This window comes from Citricoccus sp. GCM10030269, from assembly GCF_042665635.1.
Lineage (GTDB): Bacteria > Actinomycetota > Actinomycetes > Actinomycetales > Micrococcaceae > Citricoccus.
The window spans coordinates 703,905-722,340 of the sequence record NZ_JBHTCV010000002.1; the positions used below are offsets into that span (position 1 = coordinate 703,905).

The 18,436-nt window shown below is 62.1% G+C and carries 13 protein-coding genes and 1 tRNA gene; 7 read left to right on the top strand and 7 right to left on the bottom strand.

The window, feature by feature from the left end:
* Positions 1-8: 8 nt before the first annotated feature.
* The 3 genes from ACFQQD_RS06325 to ACFQQD_RS06335 form a co-directional block, all read right to left on the bottom strand.
* Entirely contained in the window at positions 9-560 is a 552-nt protein-coding gene (locus ACFQQD_RS06325) for a PRC-barrel domain-containing protein (protein ID WP_378087371.1), read from the bottom strand.
* Between the two features lie 345 nt (positions 561-905).
* A tRNA-Ser gene (locus ACFQQD_RS06330) sits at positions 906-994 on the bottom strand.
* Between the two features lie 58 nt (positions 995-1,052).
* Positions 1,053-3,416 carry a prolyl oligopeptidase family protein gene (locus ACFQQD_RS06335; protein ID WP_378087373.1) on the bottom strand — a complete coding sequence of 788 codons (2,364 nt, stop codon included), beginning with the start codon at positions 3,414-3,416 and terminating at the stop codon, positions 1,053-1,055.
* A gap of 115 nt (positions 3,417-3,531) precedes the next feature.
* On the opposite strand from ACFQQD_RS06335, the gene ACFQQD_RS06340 reads away from it, so the two are divergent.
* From ACFQQD_RS06340 to ACFQQD_RS06350, 3 genes are all read left to right on the top strand, one after another.
* A complete protein-coding gene (locus tag ACFQQD_RS06340; protein WP_378087375.1) occupies positions 3,532-5,538 on the top strand; it encodes an FAD/NAD(P)-binding protein in 2,007 nt (668 codons plus the stop codon).
* 298 nt (positions 5,539-5,836) lie between these two features.
* Complete coding sequence (locus ACFQQD_RS06345) at positions 5,837-6,082, top strand: hypothetical protein (protein ID WP_378087377.1); 246 nt, start codon at positions 5,837-5,839, stop codon at positions 6,080-6,082.
* 437 nt (positions 6,083-6,519) lie between these two features.
* Positions 6,520-6,663, top strand: coding sequence for a hypothetical protein (locus ACFQQD_RS06350; protein ID WP_378087379.1), 144 nt, complete (start codon positions 6,520-6,522; stop codon positions 6,661-6,663).
* Between the two features lie 341 nt (positions 6,664-7,004).
* Here ACFQQD_RS06350 and ACFQQD_RS06355 read toward each other — a convergent pair whose 3' ends face one another.
* Positions 7,005-7,673 carry a DUF6338 family protein gene (locus tag ACFQQD_RS06355; protein ID WP_378087381.1) on the bottom strand — a complete coding sequence of 223 codons (669 nt, stop codon included), beginning with the start codon at positions 7,671-7,673 and terminating at the stop codon, positions 7,005-7,007.
* A gap of 461 nt (positions 7,674-8,134) precedes the next feature.
* Here ACFQQD_RS06355 and ACFQQD_RS06360 point away from each other — a divergent pair, with 461 nt between their 5' ends.
* Both ACFQQD_RS06360 and ACFQQD_RS06365 read left to right on the top strand, forming a co-directional pair.
* Positions 8,135-9,301, top strand: a complete 1,167-nt coding sequence (locus tag ACFQQD_RS06360; protein WP_378087383.1) for a hypothetical protein — start codon at positions 8,135-8,137, stop codon at positions 9,299-9,301.
* 56 nt (positions 9,302-9,357) lie between these two features.
* Positions 9,358-9,780: a hypothetical protein gene (locus ACFQQD_RS06365; RefSeq protein ID WP_378087385.1), complete on the top strand. Its 423-nt coding sequence runs from the start codon at positions 9,358-9,360 to the stop codon at positions 9,778-9,780.
* A gap of 649 nt (positions 9,781-10,429) precedes the next feature.
* On the opposite strand, the gene ACFQQD_RS06370 is transcribed toward ACFQQD_RS06365, so the two are convergent.
* The gene (locus ACFQQD_RS06370) at positions 10,430-11,497 is read right to left on the bottom strand and encodes a hypothetical protein (protein WP_378087387.1); all 1,068 of its coding nucleotides are present in this window, start codon (positions 11,495-11,497) and stop codon (positions 10,430-10,432) included.
* Positions 11,498-11,954: 457 nt separating this feature from the next.
* Entirely contained in the window at positions 11,955-14,981 is a 3,027-nt protein-coding gene (locus ACFQQD_RS06375) for a TrlF family AAA-like ATPase (protein ID WP_378087389.1), read from the bottom strand.
* Between the two features lie 330 nt (positions 14,982-15,311).
* Between ACFQQD_RS06375 and ACFQQD_RS06380 the strand changes: the two genes are divergently transcribed.
* Together ACFQQD_RS06380 and ACFQQD_RS06385 are read left to right on the top strand one after the other, a co-directional pair.
* Complete coding sequence (locus tag ACFQQD_RS06380; RefSeq protein WP_378087391.1) at positions 15,312-15,902, top strand: recombinase family protein; 591 nt, start codon at positions 15,312-15,314, stop codon at positions 15,900-15,902.
* Positions 15,899-17,152, top strand: a complete 1,254-nt coding sequence (locus tag ACFQQD_RS06385; RefSeq protein WP_378087393.1) for a hypothetical protein — start codon at positions 15,899-15,901, stop codon at positions 17,150-17,152. The genes ACFQQD_RS06380 and ACFQQD_RS06385 overlap by 4 nt, the downstream gene beginning before the upstream one ends.
* A gap of 566 nt (positions 17,153-17,718) precedes the next feature.
* Here the strand turns inward: ACFQQD_RS06385 and ACFQQD_RS06390 are convergent.
* On the bottom strand, positions 17,719-18,435 hold the full coding sequence (locus ACFQQD_RS06390; RefSeq protein WP_378087395.1) for a hypothetical protein: 717 nt from the start codon (positions 18,433-18,435) through the stop codon (positions 17,719-17,721).
* Between the last annotated feature and the right edge of the window lies 1 nt (position 18,436).

The window sequence follows — 18,436 nt, forward strand, 5'->3', positions numbered from 1 at the left end:
GGGTTCTCTCAGCCGGGGCCGGTGGGGCCGTCCTCCGGATTGGCCGTGTTCACGTCCCTATTGAGGTCGGACGCGGTCTCGTCGGTGTCTCCGCGCTGGGTTCCGAGTCCACCGATCCCGGTGGCCGCCGTGTCTTGGGCAGCCGCTAGACCGAGATCCCGGTCGCTGTCGGCATCAGGGTTTGAATCTGTGCCGGGGCTGGAACCGGGCTCTGTGCCGGATTCCGGTGGTCGACCCCCGCCGCCGCGGTATTCCATGGAGTAGTGCTCGTAGAGGCGGCGCTCCTCATCGGGCGACAACAGGCCATCGGGATCGACGTTCGGGGCATCCTTGATGAATGCCTTGTCATAGGGAACCTGGAGGCCGTCGTCGGTCTGTGCAGCCTGATCGACCGGCACGAAGGTCTCCTTCAGGCCGAACAGGCCGGTCTTCACGGTTACGAAGGTCGGCTGGTCACTCTGGTCGTCGAGATACACCTGGCCGACCGTTCCGATCTTCTCACCGTCGTTGCCGAAGACGGTGGCGTTCTGCAGCCAGTCGATGGAGTGGTTGTCGGGCATGATCTGCTCTCCTTCGTTCCTAGCTTTCGGACCCAGCTTTCGTACCGAGCGGTCACCCTTCCGAGGCTAGGCACTGTGCAGTCCTGAGGCTAGATCCGCGGCGCTCCCGCCCGCCTACCCGCCTGCCCGCCTGCCCGCCTGCCGAGTTTTCGCGCTGATCCTGACCGCTCGTGCTGAAAATGACTGCGACTCTTCAGGATCGGCACGAATCGCGACACGGTAGCCAGGGAATCGCGGCGCAATAGCAATAGGGAGGAGTGGCGGCATGTGAGCACGGTAGCCAGCGAGCGGCAGAGTCAGGGCAAGGAAAAAGCCCGGAACCTCATGGTTCCGGGCTTCCCACTGCGGAGACGGGGGGATTTGAACCCCCGGTCCAGCTTTCACCGGACCCTTCATTAGCAGTGAAGTCCATTCGGCCGCTCTGGCACGTCTCCACTGTTCCCATCGCTCAGATGGTAACCCTGACATGGTAGCGGGACTGGCCCGCATAGATCAAAGCGGTCCATCACCCACGGACTGCCAGAGGAACTCGAGAGATCGCGCGTGCATGGCCGCAGCCTGGCGGTGGTCGGAGGCGCCGGCGTGGCCGCCGTCGAGGTCCTCGTGGAACCACACGTTCGGCACGCCCAGGCGCTCCATCCGAGCGGCCATCTTGCGGGCCTGCACGGGGCCGACTCGATCGTCCGAGGTGGCCGTCCAGACCAGCAGGTCCGGGTAGCCGGTTCCCTCGCCCTCGGCGTCACGTCCCGCCTCTGCACCCGGCACGTCGCGGTCGAGCAGCAGGTGGTACGGCGAGAAGGTGCGGATGAACTCCCACTGGGCCGGATCGTCCGGGTCGCCGTACTCGGCAATCCAGCTGTGACCGGCGGAGAGGACCGTGTAGCGGCGCATGTCCAGCAGCGGCACTCCGCAACTCAGGGCCCCGAAGAGTTCGGGGTACCGGGTGGCCATATTGCCCATGAGCAGACCACCGTTCGAGCGGCCGGTCGCCGCCAAATACGGCCGACTCGTCACCCCGCGGCGCACGAGGTCACGCGCGACGGCGGCGAAGTCCTCGTAGGCCCGGTGCCGGTTCTGCTGCAGGGCGGCCCGGTGCCACTGAGGGCCGTATTCGCCACCACCGCGAATGTTGGCGATGACGTGGATGCCGGACCGGCCGGCGTCGTTCCGGCGGGTCAACCAGCCCAGGCCGTACACACCGGAGTACGCGGGCAGTTTGGAGGCGAGGAATCCGCCGTACCCGTCCATCAACACGGGGTTCTGCCCGTCGCGCTCGAGGTTCTCCGGGCCGATCTGGAAGTAGGGCACCCGGGTGCCGTCCGCGGAGACCGCGAAGTGCTGCCGGACGGACATCCCCGTGGCGTCGAAACGGTGGGGGGAGGTCCGCACGGTCACCAGGGCGGGCACGACGTCGTCCGGCAGGGTTCCGGCGTCCGGGTCCGGGTCCACGTCGGGCCGGGCCTCGTCCAGGTCCACCGGGAGCGTGGCCCGCAAGAGAGTCGGCGGCGTGAGCGCGCCGGTGGCGGTGATCCACAGGTCGTCACCGCACTCGGGGTCCTCGTCGTCGACGGCGGAGACGGACAGCGTCAGGAACGGATCGGCCGGATTCGGTTGGGCCAGGGCGATCCACCGGGCGGACTGATCCGGCCGCCGCGCCTCGACGGCCGTTTCGGGGGTGCCCAGCGTGGACTCCGGGGCGCTCAGGGAGGCCTGGGGCAGCACCATCAGCCGGGAGGCCACGTCCTGCAGCACGGTGAGCACCAAGTGAGAAGCGGTCCAGGTCCAGGAGGACAGGGTGGCATCCGGTGCGGGCATGAAGGCCGGACGCGGTTCCTCGGAGCCGTCGAGAAAACCCTCGACCGTGCAGATGAGCAGTGAACCGGCGGGGTGGACGGCGGTCGGCAGTTCCCACTCGGATTTCAGGAACACGGTCAGCCATTGGCGGTGCACATCTACCTCGGCATCGCGCGGGACGTCGATCTGGCGCCACCCCGGGCGACGGCCGCCGGCCTCGGGCTGACGCAACCAGGTGGTGGAGTGGAAGAAGTCGATGGCGTCGATCGCCAGGGTGCGTTCCCATCCCGGGGTCGAATCGTGACCACCGAACGCGGCCACGTGGCCCGGGTCCACTTCGAAGACGGTCTCGGCCTCGGCCAGCGCCTGGCCTCGGTGTAGGACGCGGAGGGTTCGAGCGTAGGAGGAGCGGGTCGCGTCACCGCTCTCGGGATCCGGGTCGGTGACCGTGCCGACCAGCACCTGGTCCCGGTCGATCCAGGACACCTGCGTCTTGGCCACCGGCAGCACGAACCCTTCACCCTCGGGCACGAAGTCCTGGGTGGCCAGATCGAACTCGCGCAAGGCCACGGCGTCACCGCCATCGGGGGAGAGGCGGATCAGGGCGCGGTCCCAGTCCGGGCGGAGCAGGCGAGCCCCGGAGAACACCCAGTCGGTGCCTTCCTCGGCGGCGAGACGATCCACGTCCAGCAGGATCTCCCAGTCGGACTCACCCGCAAGGTACGGCTCCCACCGGATTCGGCGCCAGATACCGCGCGGGTGGTCGCCGTCGCGCCAGAAGTTGTAGTACCACTCACCGCGCTTGGACACGTGCGGAATGCGGTCCGGGGCCTCCAGCACTGCGGTCAGGTCCTGCTGCAGCTGCTCGAAGCGGTCCGAGTGGAGCAGGGCCTCCGTCCGGGCATTCTGCTCCCGCACCCACTCCAGCGGGCGCTCGCCGTGGATGTCTTCGAGCCACAGGAACTCGTCCTCGGGCTCTTCCTCGGGACGCGGAATCGTCGTCGCGGGGCTGCAGGTGATGGGGCGGTTGGTCGCGGCGTGGCGATCGGGCTTCGGCTCCATCCACCTATCGAAACACACTGCCCGACGACGGCCGGTACTCTGCGCCCCGGCAGTGTCGGGTGTCGTCTTGGCTCGCCGTAGGCTGGAATCACCCACTCAGAGAGGATTTCCTGCCATGCCGCCCCACGCCGAGCCCGAGCATCTCACCGTTGCCGTGGTCGGGGCCGGACCGCGAGGGACCTCGTTTCTGGAGCGTCTGCTGGCCGCCATCGAGCAGGCCGATGAACAAGCCGGTGGACAGGACACTGAGCAGGCCGCCGAGAGCACGCCCCCACCGCAACGTCTCGTCGATATCGTCGTCATCGACCCTTACTCGCCCGGAGCAGGGCACGTCTGGCGAACCACGCAGTCCGGGCAGTTCCTGATGAACACCCCGTCCTTCTTCCCGACCGTGGCCGCAGCGGGCACTCCGGGGCTCCGACCGTCGTCGGTGGCGCAGACCTTCGATCAATGGCGCCAGGCCAATCCGGCCCGAGCGGAGGTGCTGGACCGCACCGACTATCCGCCGAGAGCGGTCTACGGGCAGTACTTGACCGACGCCTACCGGGAGGTGACCGAGGCACTGCAGGCCAGCGCCGCCGTCGGGAGGGTGGAGTGGCGGCAGGACGAGGTGGTGCACTTGGAGACGCTGCCGGAGAACCGCTCCAAGCTGACTCTGCGTGAGGGCGGTACGGTGGAGGCCGATGCCGTCGTGCTCTCGGTGGGGCACGTCCCGGCTCGGCTGACCCGGGAGCAGCATCGGCTGGCCGACGCGGCGGCGGAACGGGGACTGGGCTATCGCGGGCCGAACATCCCCTGTGACCTCGACTGGGACGCTGTTCCCGCCGGCGCCGACGTGCTGGTGCGGGGGATGGGCCTGAACTTCTTCGACGGGCTGGCGGAACTGACACTGGGCCGCGGTGGACGCTTCGAGGAGACCGGGGCGGGCCCGGGGCAGTCACTGCGCTATGTGCCCTCGGGGCGGGAACCGGTGCTGCACCCGGCCTCGCGACGGGGCGTCTGCTACCTGCCGCGGGCCGAGCTGGACTCCTACGTGCCGCGCGCGGTGTCCCTGAAGTATCTGGTTCCGGAGGCGGTCCGCGCCCTGCACGCCGAGCATGGGCCGCTGGACTTCATGATTCACCTGTGGCCGCTGATCCACCGGGACGTGGTGCGCGCGTACTACAACGCGATGGCGCGCACTCGCCCCGACGTTCTCGGCGGACCGGGGCCGGCGGCGGAGTTCCAGGCGGCGCTGGTCGGGTTGCTGGAGTCGGCGGCCCGCGGTGAGCCGGTCATCAGTCACCAAGCTCAGGCGTTGCTGCAGCACTACGCCCCCGGGATGCCGTTCCTGGACATTCGCACGCTGGCGCGACCTTTCGAGGGGCAAGTGTTCGACTCGGGTGAGGACTACCAGCGGGAGGTCGTCGGCTTTCTTCAGGGGGCCTGCGCGGAGGCCGCCGCCGGTGAGGACTCACCGCTCATGGTGGCCATCGGGACGCTGCATGCCGCTCGGTTGATGGTGAAGCAGCTGGTGGCCGAGCAGCGGCTCACTGACGCCTCGGTGCTGCGGGATGTCTCCGGCTGGTTCGAGACGCTCGTGGAGGGTCTGTCCTCCGGGCCGCCCTTGGTGCGCGTGGAGCAGCTGTTGGCCCTGGAGCGCGCGGGCCTGGTCCGGTTCGTGGGTCCGGACCCGCAGTTCGAGCCCGACGCCGGCCGCCCAGAGTTCGCCGTCTCCTCACCACAGGTGGCCGGTGACGAAGACGCGCAAGATGTCCACCGGGGAACCTGGCTGATCGAGGCGATGATGCCGCCCAACCGGGTACAGCAGGCCGAGTCCGCTCTGGTGCGCTCGCTGCTGGCCGAGGGGACCGCTGTTCCCCACACGGTGGAGGACGAGGACGGCGAACCCTTGCCGGGGCGGGGGTTCGATGTCACGGAGCGACCCCACCGGCTCAAGCGTGCCGACGGCACCGTTCACGAGCACATCTTCGTGTTGGGACTGCAACTGTCCTCGGTGCAGTGGGGCACCGCGATCGCTGCGGAAGCCGGCCAGGATCCGGATGGGCGGGCCCGTACCCTCGGTGATGCTGAGGCCGCGGCCCAGGCTGTATGGGCGATGGTTCGGCAGAGAGGACGTTAGTTGCAGTGCCTGATGTCACCGGTTAACGCTCGGTTGGTAAGGGACTCGAATCCCTTGGCACGGGGCTACCGCACACTGGTTTTCAAGTTTTGGCTACCCCGGAATGTCGGGTTCCCGGCAGTCTCGCCGTGCCCCAATTTCCCCGGAATCACGCGCATTTGAGTCTGTCCCGTGTCTCCTCGTGTTGCGACGTTACTGCGCCTGTGGCCACAGATTGGCCACAGTTGGGACCAAGCGTCGCCGGGATCAGTCAGAGTGACGGCGCGACGTCCAGTGCAGCTCGCCTACGATCAGGGCCATGGATGATTCCCTCCTTCAGTCTCTCCGTAATGCCGTGCTGGACGAGTCTGAGCCCTTTGCCGGGCTGCTCCGCAAGTGCATATTCCTCGGTGCCGACACGAAGTCTCAAGCACTCCGCGATTGGGCGCAGAACGAACTTCATGGTTACGGCTTTGAGGACGATTTACCCCATTATCGGGAAGTTGGTACACCGGCACTCATGGTCGACTTGGTAAGTGGCTATAGTCATGCCCGGGGCATCTAGTACGTTCGCGAGCAACTTCCTCAGCAAGCGCGCGAGTTCGTACCCGAGAAGCTGATGTTCCGTCAACCTGCCAAAGAGTTGGAAGCCCTGGCGGGAGACTCTTCGCTGGCCTTCGGCAGTCCGGCACTGGCTGTGGCACGTGACCAGTGGAATAAGACGCTGGGGTGAGGTCAGGAGATAGTTGGTCTGAAGTTTTCCATAGGCGGATCACCGATCTCCGGGATGGTAGATCAAATCAGGACAACAATGGCCGAGATGGTGGCTGACCTGACTGTGGACACGCCACTCGGGTTGCTTCCTCCGAAGGAAAAGGTGGACGAGACCGTCGCCCACAGGGCGGCGGCGTTCAGTACGTCACTCATGTACACCAGAGCAGTGGACCTCTGGCAATCGGCAATAAGGCCTATGCCCATGCCGAGGGAGCAAGCACCGATGATTTGCTTTCACTCCTCGCGGGTCTCCGCCAAGAGGCCAACGAGGTCAGCGGTCAGGATGTCCGTGAGGTGCTGGCGGCACTGAATGATCTGGAGGAGGTGTTGAAAGTTCCGAACCCCGAGACCCGTGAAGTGGTGAAGTGGTGAAGAAGGCCGGCGTGTTCAAGAGAGCCGCGGCTAGTTTGGGGCTTGTCGGCTTTACCGCCTCAACAAGCGGAGCGGTCGAGGCCATCACCTACGCCGCCATGAACGGAAAGTTCGGATGATCCTGAATACATCAGTTACCTCATGAACTGAAGTTGAATTCCGGACCATTCGGCGGGGCTTTCCTTTCCGACTCTGCTCTTAAGCTCCCGCAGGCTCTCGTCCCAGTTTGTCCAAAGCCCGGCCCGAACAGCAATTCCGCTCACAAGTTTTGGCCCAAGAGCGCGTAGCGTCCCGCGGCCGGGCAATGCTGGCTGGCAACTACCAGGAATCCCAACCCTGTTCTAGGTCTCTGTCACCAAAGTTTGCGGCGGCAACGGAACATAGATCACCTGAATCGACTCAATTGCATCTCCTCGGACAACGAGTTCGGCAAGGTGCTCGACAGGTTCAGGGTCTGAATTCGCAGGACTTCGGTGGGAAATCGGGGGGGCCAAGATGATCTCGCGTCCAGCTACCTCGAAATCCGCGGAGTAGTGCTTGACCAGGCCACTCCACTCATCACCGGAATCAGTCTTGAGACGCACGTAGGTCTGCGTTGCTTCTGGCCGATCACGCTTGAAGGCTTGAACCCACTGGGAATGAGTAGATGTAAGGGTGGCGCCGTGCTTTCGCCTAAGCCAGAGGTCCGTCAGGTAAGCCGTACCCACACTTCCGGCGAGGTATGCCACGAGTCCAAGTGGAAAACCCCATCCGAGTTCGACGAAAACCCCGCCGTCGACAATTTCGCTTGGTTGCGGAACTTTCTGTCTGTCAAGTACCCACCAGAGAAGAATGGCCAGGGTCACGCCTGGAAACGCGAACCAGACGGACGCTTGTACGACCCTGCTGCTTTCCCGAAAGATGGATTCGTCCGCGTTTGGACGTCGCCTTTGGCTGAAGTAGTCGAAGGCAAGACCCGGCGTGACGAACATGATGAACAGCAGGAACGCTGTCCAAGAAGTCGGTATCACTTGCCGTTGGAACCAGTGTCCGACGTCCTATCCCCAGCCAAGGCCTGTAGCGAGACGGTGGCTACGGGGGGCGCATCAAAATTGAGTGTGTCGAACGACTTTCTGGATTCTTGCGCCAAGACGGTTTCGTCTGAACTGGTCCATCCGTTGGTGGGCTGCTCTGTCATTATATTTTTCTCCTGCTCTGGGTTGGTAATTGAGGAAGTCGTTAACGAAGACTCTATATGGCGGCCGGCTTGGAATCGTCGACAGAGAGGCTCTCCTTTTTTTCAAGCAGGTCAGGCAGCCGTCTGTAGACGTTCACTTTCCTGCCTAGTCTCAATTGTGCCTGGGCAATCTGACTTGCCATGGGTCGCTCCGCAACTACATAGTCAGCGTAGGCGGCTGCACTTGTCAGGTACATGAGGTCGACCAGATCGTTGTTGGTCCATTTCCTGGATTTGTTCAGGTGGAGACCCGACATGACCTCCCGAAAAAGACCGAACGCAGGGATGGCTCGAAGGTCTTCTTCCCGGTGGTTGCAAAGCCAGTCGCTGAACTGGTTCTCGGAGACCACCGGGGGAGTGCTCACCCTGGACCCGGACTACCTGGCCAGCTCCATCGAACTCGGGTACGCCACCACAGCCCACCGCTCCCAGGGCGTCACCGTGGATTCGGCCCACGCCGTCGCCAAGGCTGGCCTGTCCCGCGAGTTGTTCTACGTGGCGATGACCCGCGGACGCCAGGCCAACCACGCCTACGTCGACTTCGGGGTCGATCACGAGGCGCACTCCCCGGACGAGTGGGGACTGCTCACCGAGACCCCACCGGCCGAACATCCGGTGACCGTCCTCGAGGGCGTCCTCAAATGTGAATCCGCCGAGCACACCGCCCACGAGGTCCGCGACCAACAACGGGCCTGGGCCAACGGCCTGGGCCGCATGGTCCACGAACTCGACTACCTCCACTGGGCCGCCCGCTCCGCGCGCACGCATGAGTGGGTGCAGTCCACCTACGGAGACGACCCCGAGACCGTGGCCCGGCTGACCGAGGCCGCGACCTGGCCGCAACTGGTCAAGGCCGACCCCGCCCTGCACCACGAGGGCGAGGTCGGTCCCGAGGATGCGGTGCCAGAGACCCTGGCCCGCTGCCCCCCACGCCACGAGGATGCGCCGCTATCCATGCCCCAGCGCCAGCCCGAGACTCAGCGCGAGGTCACCGCCGACCTCGTGGCCCACATCCACCGAGAGCTCGACGGCCGACTGGAACGGATCGAGGCTGACCCACCGGCCTGGTACGACGAACTCGCCCAGCACCACCCCGACCCGGCCGACCGCCGCGCCGCGGCCGCCGACGTGCTCGTGTGGCGCGCCGCGTCCGGACAAGACGACGCCGACACACCCTTGGGCAAGGCCCCCACCGAGAAGGACAACACCGCTCGGTACCACCAGGCCGCCTACGCTGCCCTGCACCCGAGCCCGGAGAACCGGACGGACAACCGCGATGCCCGGCACGAGGCCCTGGTGTCCGGGCTGTCGGATAACTGGATCAACCTTGAAATCAGTAGACCCGGCCGTCCGACTGCCGACGAGCAGGTCATCGTGTCCGGCCCGCGCCGTGGCCGGGATGGGGAAGAGTGGGACAGGTAAAGTCGCAAAATGTGTATTTGGCTTGGGCAAAGCTAGCGATGGATCATTCTTAGGGGATGAGCACAGAGACAACGTCCGTCAAGCGGAGCGCTAATCCTTTCATCATGGGCCTCATACTCTTCGGTGCTGCGGTGGTTCTCTGGTTCGTTTGGTGGTCGACCACAGAGAACCATTCTTGGGTTCCCCTCTTCGACGTAGGAGTTGCAGGTCTTGCTGCCTGGCTGTTCCTCAAGGAGCCGGTCAAGCGAGATATGTCCTTGCAATCACTCAGGACATTGCGAGCTGTCAATGGTGGGATCGTGTTGATCGCCCTTGTCCGGGCTCTCGCGTCTGCCATAACCGTGGGCGAGCCATGGGTTCTTGTAGTCACGCTCATCGCGTCTGTAGTTGGCATCGTAATCTTCGGCCCAATTGCCTGGGCCGGGCTCAAGGAGTTCGGCAGGGGACTGAAGGCAGACCGAAAAGCGGCCGGAAGATGATGGGCATCGCTCTTGAAGCTGGTGCGCGTCTAGCTTCATCCTGACATTCCCTCGATCAACATAGTTTGGGAACAATCAACCTGCCAGCAGGATGAGCCGCACGATAAATCCTTGTCGGCGAAGGGCCACCCGGCCAAGTGACTGCCGCTCTGTCCTGCCCATGCCTAAGGATTCGGTCGGACCCAATAGCTCTCAGTTGTGTACTCCGTATCGACGGACAGGTCGGGTGCCACTCGCTGGGGCAGCGGGCGGCCCGAACCATGGTTCTTTCCTGCGCACGAACACACGCAGTCCCAAATTGTGTGAGGGCTGGCATCCCAGCAAGCCGAAACACACAGTGTTTGCGCTGCCCCGTAGAGAACGACTTCAACCGGGCGACCAATCTCGTTGGGGAGTTGTTCAATCAGTTTTCCGAGGTGTGCTCGTGCCACCTCAAAGTACTTAAGGTCCGCGTTCCAGTCTGGGTGGGTCCGTTCGCCGCAGATGGATTTGAGCAGGTCATAGTTCCCTCCCTTCGGCCGGTACGGCAACCGTCTGATTTGAATCTTTCCCCTTACGGGGCGAATGATCTGTGTCATGCCCAAAGCCTAAGGAGGGAAGCGGACGTCGCTCCGAGCTCACCTTTTCGAGTCGAGAGTCCTGATCGGCGTTACCTCATGCCATCTTGCGGTTCTTCGTCAGTAGCATCGGTGCCGTTCGCGACGGGGGTGAACTGCACGCCCCTGCCTATGGCTTCGTGGTACCGTTCCCGAACGAGGCTCATCAGACGCGTGTCAGCGCCATCCCAGGACGCGGCGGCTAGACGTTCGCGGTTGGACAGCCCGTTGTCACCGAGATCGATCTGAGGCGGCAGCCCGTCCGTCATCTGCAGGCCCGTCAGCAATACCGGAACAACGACCTGGCTCACGTGGCGCCGCATTGCGTTGAGGTCATTGACGGGATTGACCCAGGCAGCGAAGGGGTCTGGTCGCTGGATCATCAGGGCCGTGTTGGTTTCCAGAATGGAGACCTGGCCCCAGGGTGCGGGGGGTCCCATCGGGTCGCCCACCTTCAGTTCCTGGTGATAGAGACTCTGTTCGGCCAAAGGACTTGCGTCCGTAGAGCTGAAGGTTCTGGCTGCGGCGACCCGGATGGCGCGGTGCTTATCCTCGTTCGAATACGCCTGCAAGAGACGGAGAGGCTGCGCGTATTCAACCTTGTGACCCATCATTGCGGCCAGGGCCTCGCTCATGGACGGCACATCACTCTTCGTATCGACATACGGCTGGAGTATCCGCAGACGGCGGCCCAGCGGGGTGCCAGGACCAAAGACTGTGATCCCCTCTTTCACCCTCCGCTTCGTCCACTTGTCGAAGGCCTCTAGAGACTCGTGGATCGGCATGTTGACCAAGGTTGCCTTGAAGCCGCTCAGCTGGCCGTGTTCCCGCTCGACGAGATACCAGATGACGTTGTCGATCGCGGCCCGGAGATGATTCACGGCCTCGCTGAACAGCAGAGTCACGACAGGAGGTACAGGCTTCACGGATTTTAGGAAGGTCTGCACCTGCCCCCCGCGGCGTACCTGCTCAAAGCCCAAGGGGCCATCTGCGGACCACTTGGACGCCACGTCTCCGATGTTAAAGGCGCATTCGTCAGCCCTTGCCAGCCGCGAAGCAACACTTTCCAATTCCTCGGGAAGCCAGCTGAAGTTATCCGTCGGTGCATTCGGAGTGGCCATGCCTGTCAACGTACAGTCCAGAGGGCTTCGACTCTCGCCAGGGGTTACATGGTGGCCATATGCGTGCATCCGGGCCGTCTCGCAACCCAAGGGTTGCAAGACGTCTCGTACGGCACTTTCACGAGCGTTCGGTCAACCGCGGATTGCCGACGGCGCGTCCGCCCCAGTGGTGTCTTGTATCTACGTATTGGAACCACGGGTCGGGGATCGGGTCTTCAACGTCGGTTGCAAGACACGAGGACGGCGGGCGCGAGTCCTTCGAATTTGGCGTTTCCCCAAATTTATGCGTCCATTTCAGCCTTTGAGCGACTCGTTGGAAGGGGGGCGAGGACCTTACAGCAAGCCCGGGCGCCTCACCTCTGAATCATCCTCGCATCCTATTAGCCAGCCCTGACGGTACTGGATGCGGAGGCTAGGCAGAACGATCAGTGCGCGTATGCGCCGGCTAAACAGAGCGTTACGTCAACTCAGGGAATGCCTCGTATTTGTGTCGACGATTGTCAAACGCGGGCTTGGTTCCTTCCAATACGTTCAAGGCGAACTGGGCGACGTCGAGCTTGGCGATACTGCCGCTCTTGACGGTGAATCGCTGGCTGCGGAGTTCGCAGTGAATGATTTGATCGGCGTCTCCGACAACGGCGAGGTTTGCATTGTGGGTTACTACTATGGTCTGCCTTCTACCCGCAGCCTCATGAATTGCTGGGACGAGTTTGGAAGAGATGGTCTCATTGTCCAAGTTCTCCTCGGGCTGATCGAGGAGAAGCGGTGTTGTGCGGCGGTCCACTACGAGATAGAAGAGTGCCAGTACCAGGCCGCGTTGGCCTGGTGACAGCTGCGAAAGAGGAAGCCCGTCGCCGGTCAGCCCGAATCGAACTTCGAGCCACGACAAATCGAACATGTTCATCAGGTAGTCGTCCAACGTGGTGGTGCTGCGAAGTGCGTGAGCAGGATTCCTGTATACGGAATCCAGTTCTGCGCGCTCGTGCTCCAAGCGCCGGAGGGCCTCCGTGAGCTGGACAGAAAGCTGCTCCCAGCTCGTATCCTCGACTCGTTGAGGCAAGTCGGAGAGCCAATCGGGGAAATCTCCATTGCGCCTGCCATCTAGGGCACTTACTACGCTTTGCCAAGTCGGAAGCATTCGCAACTCAGCGTTGAACTGAAGGCCGGCGTTCTTAACAACATCGGAATTTGCGATGAAGTTAGACGCCGGCGCGTACAAGCTTTCTACAGCTTGGAGTTGGGTACCAAGTGCTGCATGGATCCGTCCGGCCTGCTCGATGATTCCATCACGAAGGACGCCCATCTCTGCTGGTGCTTTCTTGATACGCGCACGAAGCGCTTCGAGCCCTGCGAATGATTCCGCGTCACCCTCGCTTCCGATGAGGTCAGACAATCGCTCCTCGGACTGAAGGACGCGCTGGCGGGCGCGCTCACGTGCACCATCGGCCGCGGCCAGTGCGGAAGCGTTTTCAAGACGTTCTCCATCTAGCGCTGCAATGTCTCGAACGAGTACATCGTGTTCCGCTTTTGAGATGCCAAGATCGGCCTCGATGGCCTGTAGCCAGGAGTCGTACCGCGCGTGGTTGATCGTCACGGCGACATACGGCTCGACCCCCGTTGTTAGAAGAGCCTCGGCTTCTGTGTTGATGTCAACAGCATCCGCCCGCAAGGCCTCAGCTCGCTGGGCGACGGCATCCATTTCGGACGATGCCTTCCGAAACCCTGCCTGACGCTGTTCGTTGTCGACTCGCTTGGCTAGTAGTTCCGCACGCGCCACCTCGATCTCTTCAGAACGCGTCTTCAGGGCTGCGAGTTGGTCGTTGTCACGACTGGCAGCGTCGACCTCATTCAGTGCCTCTTGCGCGGCTTTGAACGCATCTTCAGCCGCCGTCACCTCGGCTTTCTTGAGGGCGAGGCGTCCGTCGACTTCAGACAGTAAGTTGTCCGCCCGGAACGTGGCGAGCGATACATACAAGTCAACGGCCGTACGTAAATCGTCGCGTAGCCGGTCAATGTCGTTTTGAGACGCGCGCGTTTTCTGCGCTAGAAGGGAATCGAAGGTTTTCTCGCCCGAGCGATCTTCCTCCCCAATATGGGTGAAGAGGACAGCCCGTAACTCGCGCTCGAACTCGTCGGAATCTCCAGTAGCAGGGTCGGTGTTGCAAACGCGCTCAACGAATGCCTGAGGCAGGTACTCGATAGAGATCGGAGCTGACCTGTCATGCTCATCATTTAACTGAACGCGGCGTCTTCCGCCAGTTGCCCACTCCAACTCGGAGTAGTATTCCTTCGCCACTTTGGCGTTATTGGATCCTAGGAAACGTGTCCGCGTCAAGAATGCAAACTCTCGGTTGCGTGAAGAGTTTCCGGCTAAGGCAATGCAGTCAAGCAGTGCAGACTTGCCTTGGCCTTTGTTTCCAACAACTGCCACAAATCCGGCATTGAGCGGTATTTCGTAGTCGAAAAGCTTGTATTCCTCTTTGTCCGACTGCACTCTTACTCTCGAAATGAACCGTTCGGGGTTTTTGCGGACGCGCACGAGTGCTGGCGGTTCAAGTCCCACGAATACTCGGCGCTCAAATTCTTCAAGGGCGTAAGCAAGACCTGCAAGCGTTGGAGTTGTATTCATCCAAGTCTGACAAGCGCCGAGTCGCATGTGCTGGTCAGAACCTGAGAAGTGATGAGCGTCGCTGCAATCAAGAAGTCGATGGTTCACCTTGCTTGATCGCAAGGACTCAACGTCAGCTTCCCAACGAGCGGTATCCTCAAAAGCCGTGAATATGAAGTGGGCTGAATTGATGACGTTCTTTTTTGCAGCAATCGATTGGTCATTCCACTTGATGTCGGCCCACTCGGTCTTGCCTACTCCTATCAAGGCTTTGCCTTTGAAGTACGGGCCGTCAAGTATTGCCTGGACGTCATCTAGCGCGACGTTGAGATTGTTGAATCCTTCTTGAAGATTAGAACCATACTTGCCGAGTTGTTCCTCAGGGACAGATTTCTTGATCCTTTCCCCAAGATCGATCAGTGACGCCTTGGTGATAACCCCCTGCCACCCCAGCGCGTCGTGGCCGGGAGACAGTTTGACTCTGGGCTGGAGCGCGTTTAGGAACTGAGTTTGGATTAGCTCTGGATCAAGCTCTGGATCGAAGATCACATGGCCATTGACGCGCGACAGCTTCCCGGCAGTGCCGCCGAACTGGTCTAGGCGTACTTCGATTACGGGGAAGATTGCTTCCACGTTCTTCAGCCTGCCGTGATCTCGGGCCGCGAGGACCCGCTTATAGCCATCGAGGAACCAGTAGTCGTTGATGCCTATAACACTGATGTCCGTGGGCAGAGCCTCCAACTCATCAATAAAACGCGCCCACGTCTCTTCGGATTCACTGCCGTACTGCTGAACCATCGATGCCGGCGTATGGATGTGCAAATCCCAGATTCGCCAAGCTGTTCCGCGAGTTCGCTCTGCACCTGAGTTGTCCATACCTATCCTTCCACCGGCTTTGACAGCCGCCGATGTAGACAGGGCAAGCCGCTATGAGATCAGGAGCTATCGTATCCGCGAATTCGTTTGCTAATTTGCGGTTTTGTCGGTCATGCTTCGCTGCCCTAAGTCCTTGTTGGTGATGGGGTGGTGGCGAAACCGGTGTCCCCGGTGCAGTAGGTGGCGTGACGTCAGACTGGGGTACACCCCAGCCTGACGTCAGGCGCACATATTTCTGGGTGTCAGAATAGGGTCGGGTTTTATCTTTATTGACATGGCGGTCCGTGGGTCTTAGATTTCAACCTGACAGTTCCGGGGTTGGAGGCTCAGATGGCGGGTCAGCGAATCGGGTACGTGCGGGTGAGCACCCTGGACCAGAACGAGCAACGTCAGCTCGAAGGGGAGGTCCTGGACCGGGTGTTTACGGACAAGGCCTCCGGCCGGGACGCCAACCGCCCCGAGTTGGCCGAGCTGCTCCGCTCCGCCCGCGACGGGGACACCGTCGTGGTGCACAGCATGGACCGGCTGGCGAGAAACCTGGACGACCTGCGCTCCCTCGTCCGCACCCTCACCGGCAAGGGAGTGCGGGTCGAGTTCGCTAAGGAACACCTGGTCTTCACTGGAGAGGACTCCCCGATGGCGAACCTCTTGCTGTCGGTCATGGGGGCCTTCGCCGAGTTCGAACGCTCCGTGATCGGGGAACGCCAGCGCGAAGGTATCGCCCTAGCCAAGCAGCGCGGCGCCTACCGCGGACGCAAGAAGTCCCTGACCCCCGGGCAGGCCGCGGAGTTGCAACAGCGGGCCGAGGCCGGAGAGCAGAAGACTGGCCTGGCGCGCGAGTATGGAATCAGCCGAGAAACGCTCTACCAGTACCTGCGCCAACCTGTCGGGTCCGCAGAGGCTGAGGAAACAGCAGAATGAGCAACTCGACGGAGGAAACGCCGGATAAAACCACGCCCCCACGCAGGGTGCCGAAGTTCCAAGCGGACGTTGAACCGCCACTAATGAACCGTCTGCAGAAGCCGTTCTACCAGCGCACCTTCCTCCCGTCCTTGATCGCCGGTGACCCGGTGGACCTGCAGGGACAGTGGGGATATTTCCACGTACTGTTCTACGAGCTGCTGGACGAGCGCCGATCGGACCCAATAGAGGCTAGGCGCAAACTGAAGATGCTGATCGATGCCTACGAAGGCGCTGGGGCCCCCTACTTCGCCAACTCCGCATTGGCCGATTTTTACTTTCTGGAGGGGGATTTCGCGTCCGGATATTTCACTCTCGGCACGCAGCCCCACCCCTCTCACCACCTTTCCCTGGCGCCGCATATTGGCCATCCGAAGCTGACGGCGTGGCAAGTGCTGAGGTGGGCCCCGGGGGGATTCACACAGAAGGGCTTCAGGGGACTCGGATCCGCAATGTTCGAGGAACTCCAGAGACTGCTCGATGATTTCCACACCGAGCGGGGGTTGAGTATCGTTGAGGACTTCTGGTTGAGGCTGACCGCGGAAGGAACGATCCAAGATGTATCGGCCAGCATCCAAGATGATGTTGTGCAGACGTACACGCACCAGGACGTTCAGGTCTTGCTCTCGAGGGGGAGCCAGTACGGCATGACGGTTGATCCGCCCCTGGCGTTTGGGCGGCACCCCGGCTATGAAGAGGAAGTCGAGTGGCCGGGACCCTGGGCCAATTGTGGTGCCTATGCGGGTCTCATGGAAGCGCGACTGCGGGCTGTCCTGCGCGATGCCGAGAACACCGCCCGCGACAAGGCGGGGGTTCACCGGGTGGGGGAGCGGTGGCCTTCGGAGCGAGCACTATTTGAGCGGATCCGGGATGCTTTCCCAGACGAGAAGATTTTGCACCAGTTTCGACCATGGTGGCTGAGGCCCCAGAGCCTGGATATTTACCTGCCCGACCACAACATCGGCATCGAGTACCAGGGCGCCCAGCACACACGCCCGGTTGAGTTCTTCGGTGGCGAGGAGGCGTTCGAGGACGGTCAGATGCGCGACTTTTACAAGCGGCAGCGGTGTGAGGAGAACGGCTGCACACTCATTGAGGTGCACCCTGGCTACGTGCTCGATGAGGTCGTTGCAAAGGTGAGGGCCTCCATTGCGGATGCTCGAAGGCGTCTGGCGGCTCGTCGGGAGTCTCATCAAAGGAACGATTGTTGATACGGGTGGAGTGGCGTGCGGCCGGCACGTGAAGCGGGAGCGGGGGCTCTCTCAGTGATTGGCATTGGCATTGATGCAGCGTTCAATGCGGCTCGTTATGGTGAACAGCATGAGTGACTACTGGGGTTGTCCGAAGTGTGGCCATTTGAGGCTTCGCTATGAAGATAAGAATGGGCGATGCGACGTGGCTACATGTGAGTGCGACAAATGCGACTACTTCGATGAAGGCAGCCCCGAGTGATTCCTGCCGGCCGGGAGCGGTAACTATCTCTGTTGCACCCGGCGGCAGGGTTTACTTGCAGTCCTGAGCATTCAAGCCGTTGCTGGTCAACGGTCGACCTGGAAGGACCGCCTCATGGCTTCTTATGTCTGCCCCACCTGTGACATTGATTTCGGTTACCCGCAAGGCCTCACTGTTCACAAGGAACTCGGCTGCGAATGGGGAGATGACGATGGGGGCGGCGCAAAGTACTGCTGCGGAATGATTTACGAGGACGGTGAACCTACCTGCATGAGCTGCGGTGAGTCCCTGTAGAGACTCACGCCGCGTGGTCCGCAGTGTCTTCTCAAAGGTCCTGCGGCTTGAACAGGGCGTACTCGATGACGTGTGTCGGCTCGTTCGGCGCCCAGGCGTCACGGACCGCAGTCGAAAGGTTGAGGTATTCGCCGTACTTAGTCGCCGACCAGCCATGCGGGGGCCAACCCAGCGACTCCGCTACTCGCTTGTCGAGGATTAGCGGGGCTGGCGAGGAATCTGACTCCGAGAGGTCGTGGGCAGAAAAGTAAAGCCACTTGGTGAAGAACGCCGGCCCTAGGTGCTTGATGCGGTCGTGTTTATAGGAGTACAGGCGGCGGTACGCCTCTACCGGATCCCCTTCCTGTGCTGCACGGGTGGAGGACAGGAGCCTCTCAGGGGCACCGTCCTGATGTAGGACCGGGACGACACGGGCGATACTGCGGGCTTTGGTGCCGGTGCCCCATGCGGCCATGAGCAGGAACAGCTCGACAGCATCGGAGGGCGTTTCGACCCGCTTGGCTCGCTCGAAGACGTCCTGACGGGTGATGTAGGGCCGCGTCGGTGCCTCCTCATGGAGTTGCTCCGGCAGTGTCAGTTCTGATGGCCACCGCTTGCGCCACTGTGCCGTGGACCAGTGGAAGCCTTGTTGCCGCACGTCTTCGTCGGTTGGCGGGCCGCCAGGGAACTTCCGCTGCAGTAGGTCAACGACTTCGGTGACTCGCGCATCGACGTCGACAGCTCCGCCGGTCTCGTGTGTATCTGCCATG

Coding starts and splice junctions, on each gene's coding strand:
- ACFQQD_RS06325 (WP_378087371.1), bottom strand. CDS start 560: ATGCCCGACAACCACTCCATCGACTGGCTGCAGAACGCCACCGTCTTC.
- ACFQQD_RS06335 (WP_378087373.1), bottom strand. CDS start 3,416: ATGGAGCCGAAGCCCGATCGCCACGCCGCGACCAACCGCCCCATCACC.
- ACFQQD_RS06340 (WP_378087375.1), top strand. CDS start 3,532: ATGCCGCCCCACGCCGAGCCCGAGCATCTCACCGTTGCCGTGGTCGGG.
- ACFQQD_RS06345 (WP_378087377.1), top strand. CDS start 5,837: ATGGATGATTCCCTCCTTCAGTCTCTCCGTAATGCCGTGCTGGACGAG.
- ACFQQD_RS06360 (WP_378087383.1), top strand. CDS start 8,135: ATGACCTCCCGAAAAAGACCGAACGCAGGGATGGCTCGAAGGTCTTCT.
- ACFQQD_RS06365 (WP_378087385.1), top strand. CDS start 9,358: ATGAGCACAGAGACAACGTCCGTCAAGCGGAGCGCTAATCCTTTCATC.
- ACFQQD_RS06370 (WP_378087387.1), bottom strand. CDS start 11,497: ATGGCCACTCCGAATGCACCGACGGATAACTTCAGCTGGCTTCCCGAG.
- ACFQQD_RS06375 (WP_378087389.1), bottom strand. CDS start 14,981: ATGGACAACTCAGGTGCAGAGCGAACTCGCGGAACAGCTTGGCGAATC.
- ACFQQD_RS06380 (WP_378087391.1), top strand. CDS start 15,312: ATGGCGGGTCAGCGAATCGGGTACGTGCGGGTGAGCACCCTGGACCAG.
- ACFQQD_RS06385 (WP_378087393.1), top strand. CDS start 15,899: ATGAGCAACTCGACGGAGGAAACGCCGGATAAAACCACGCCCCCACGC.
- ACFQQD_RS06390 (WP_378087395.1), bottom strand. CDS start 18,435: ATGGCAGATACACACGAGACCGGCGGAGCTGTCGACGTCGATGCGCGA.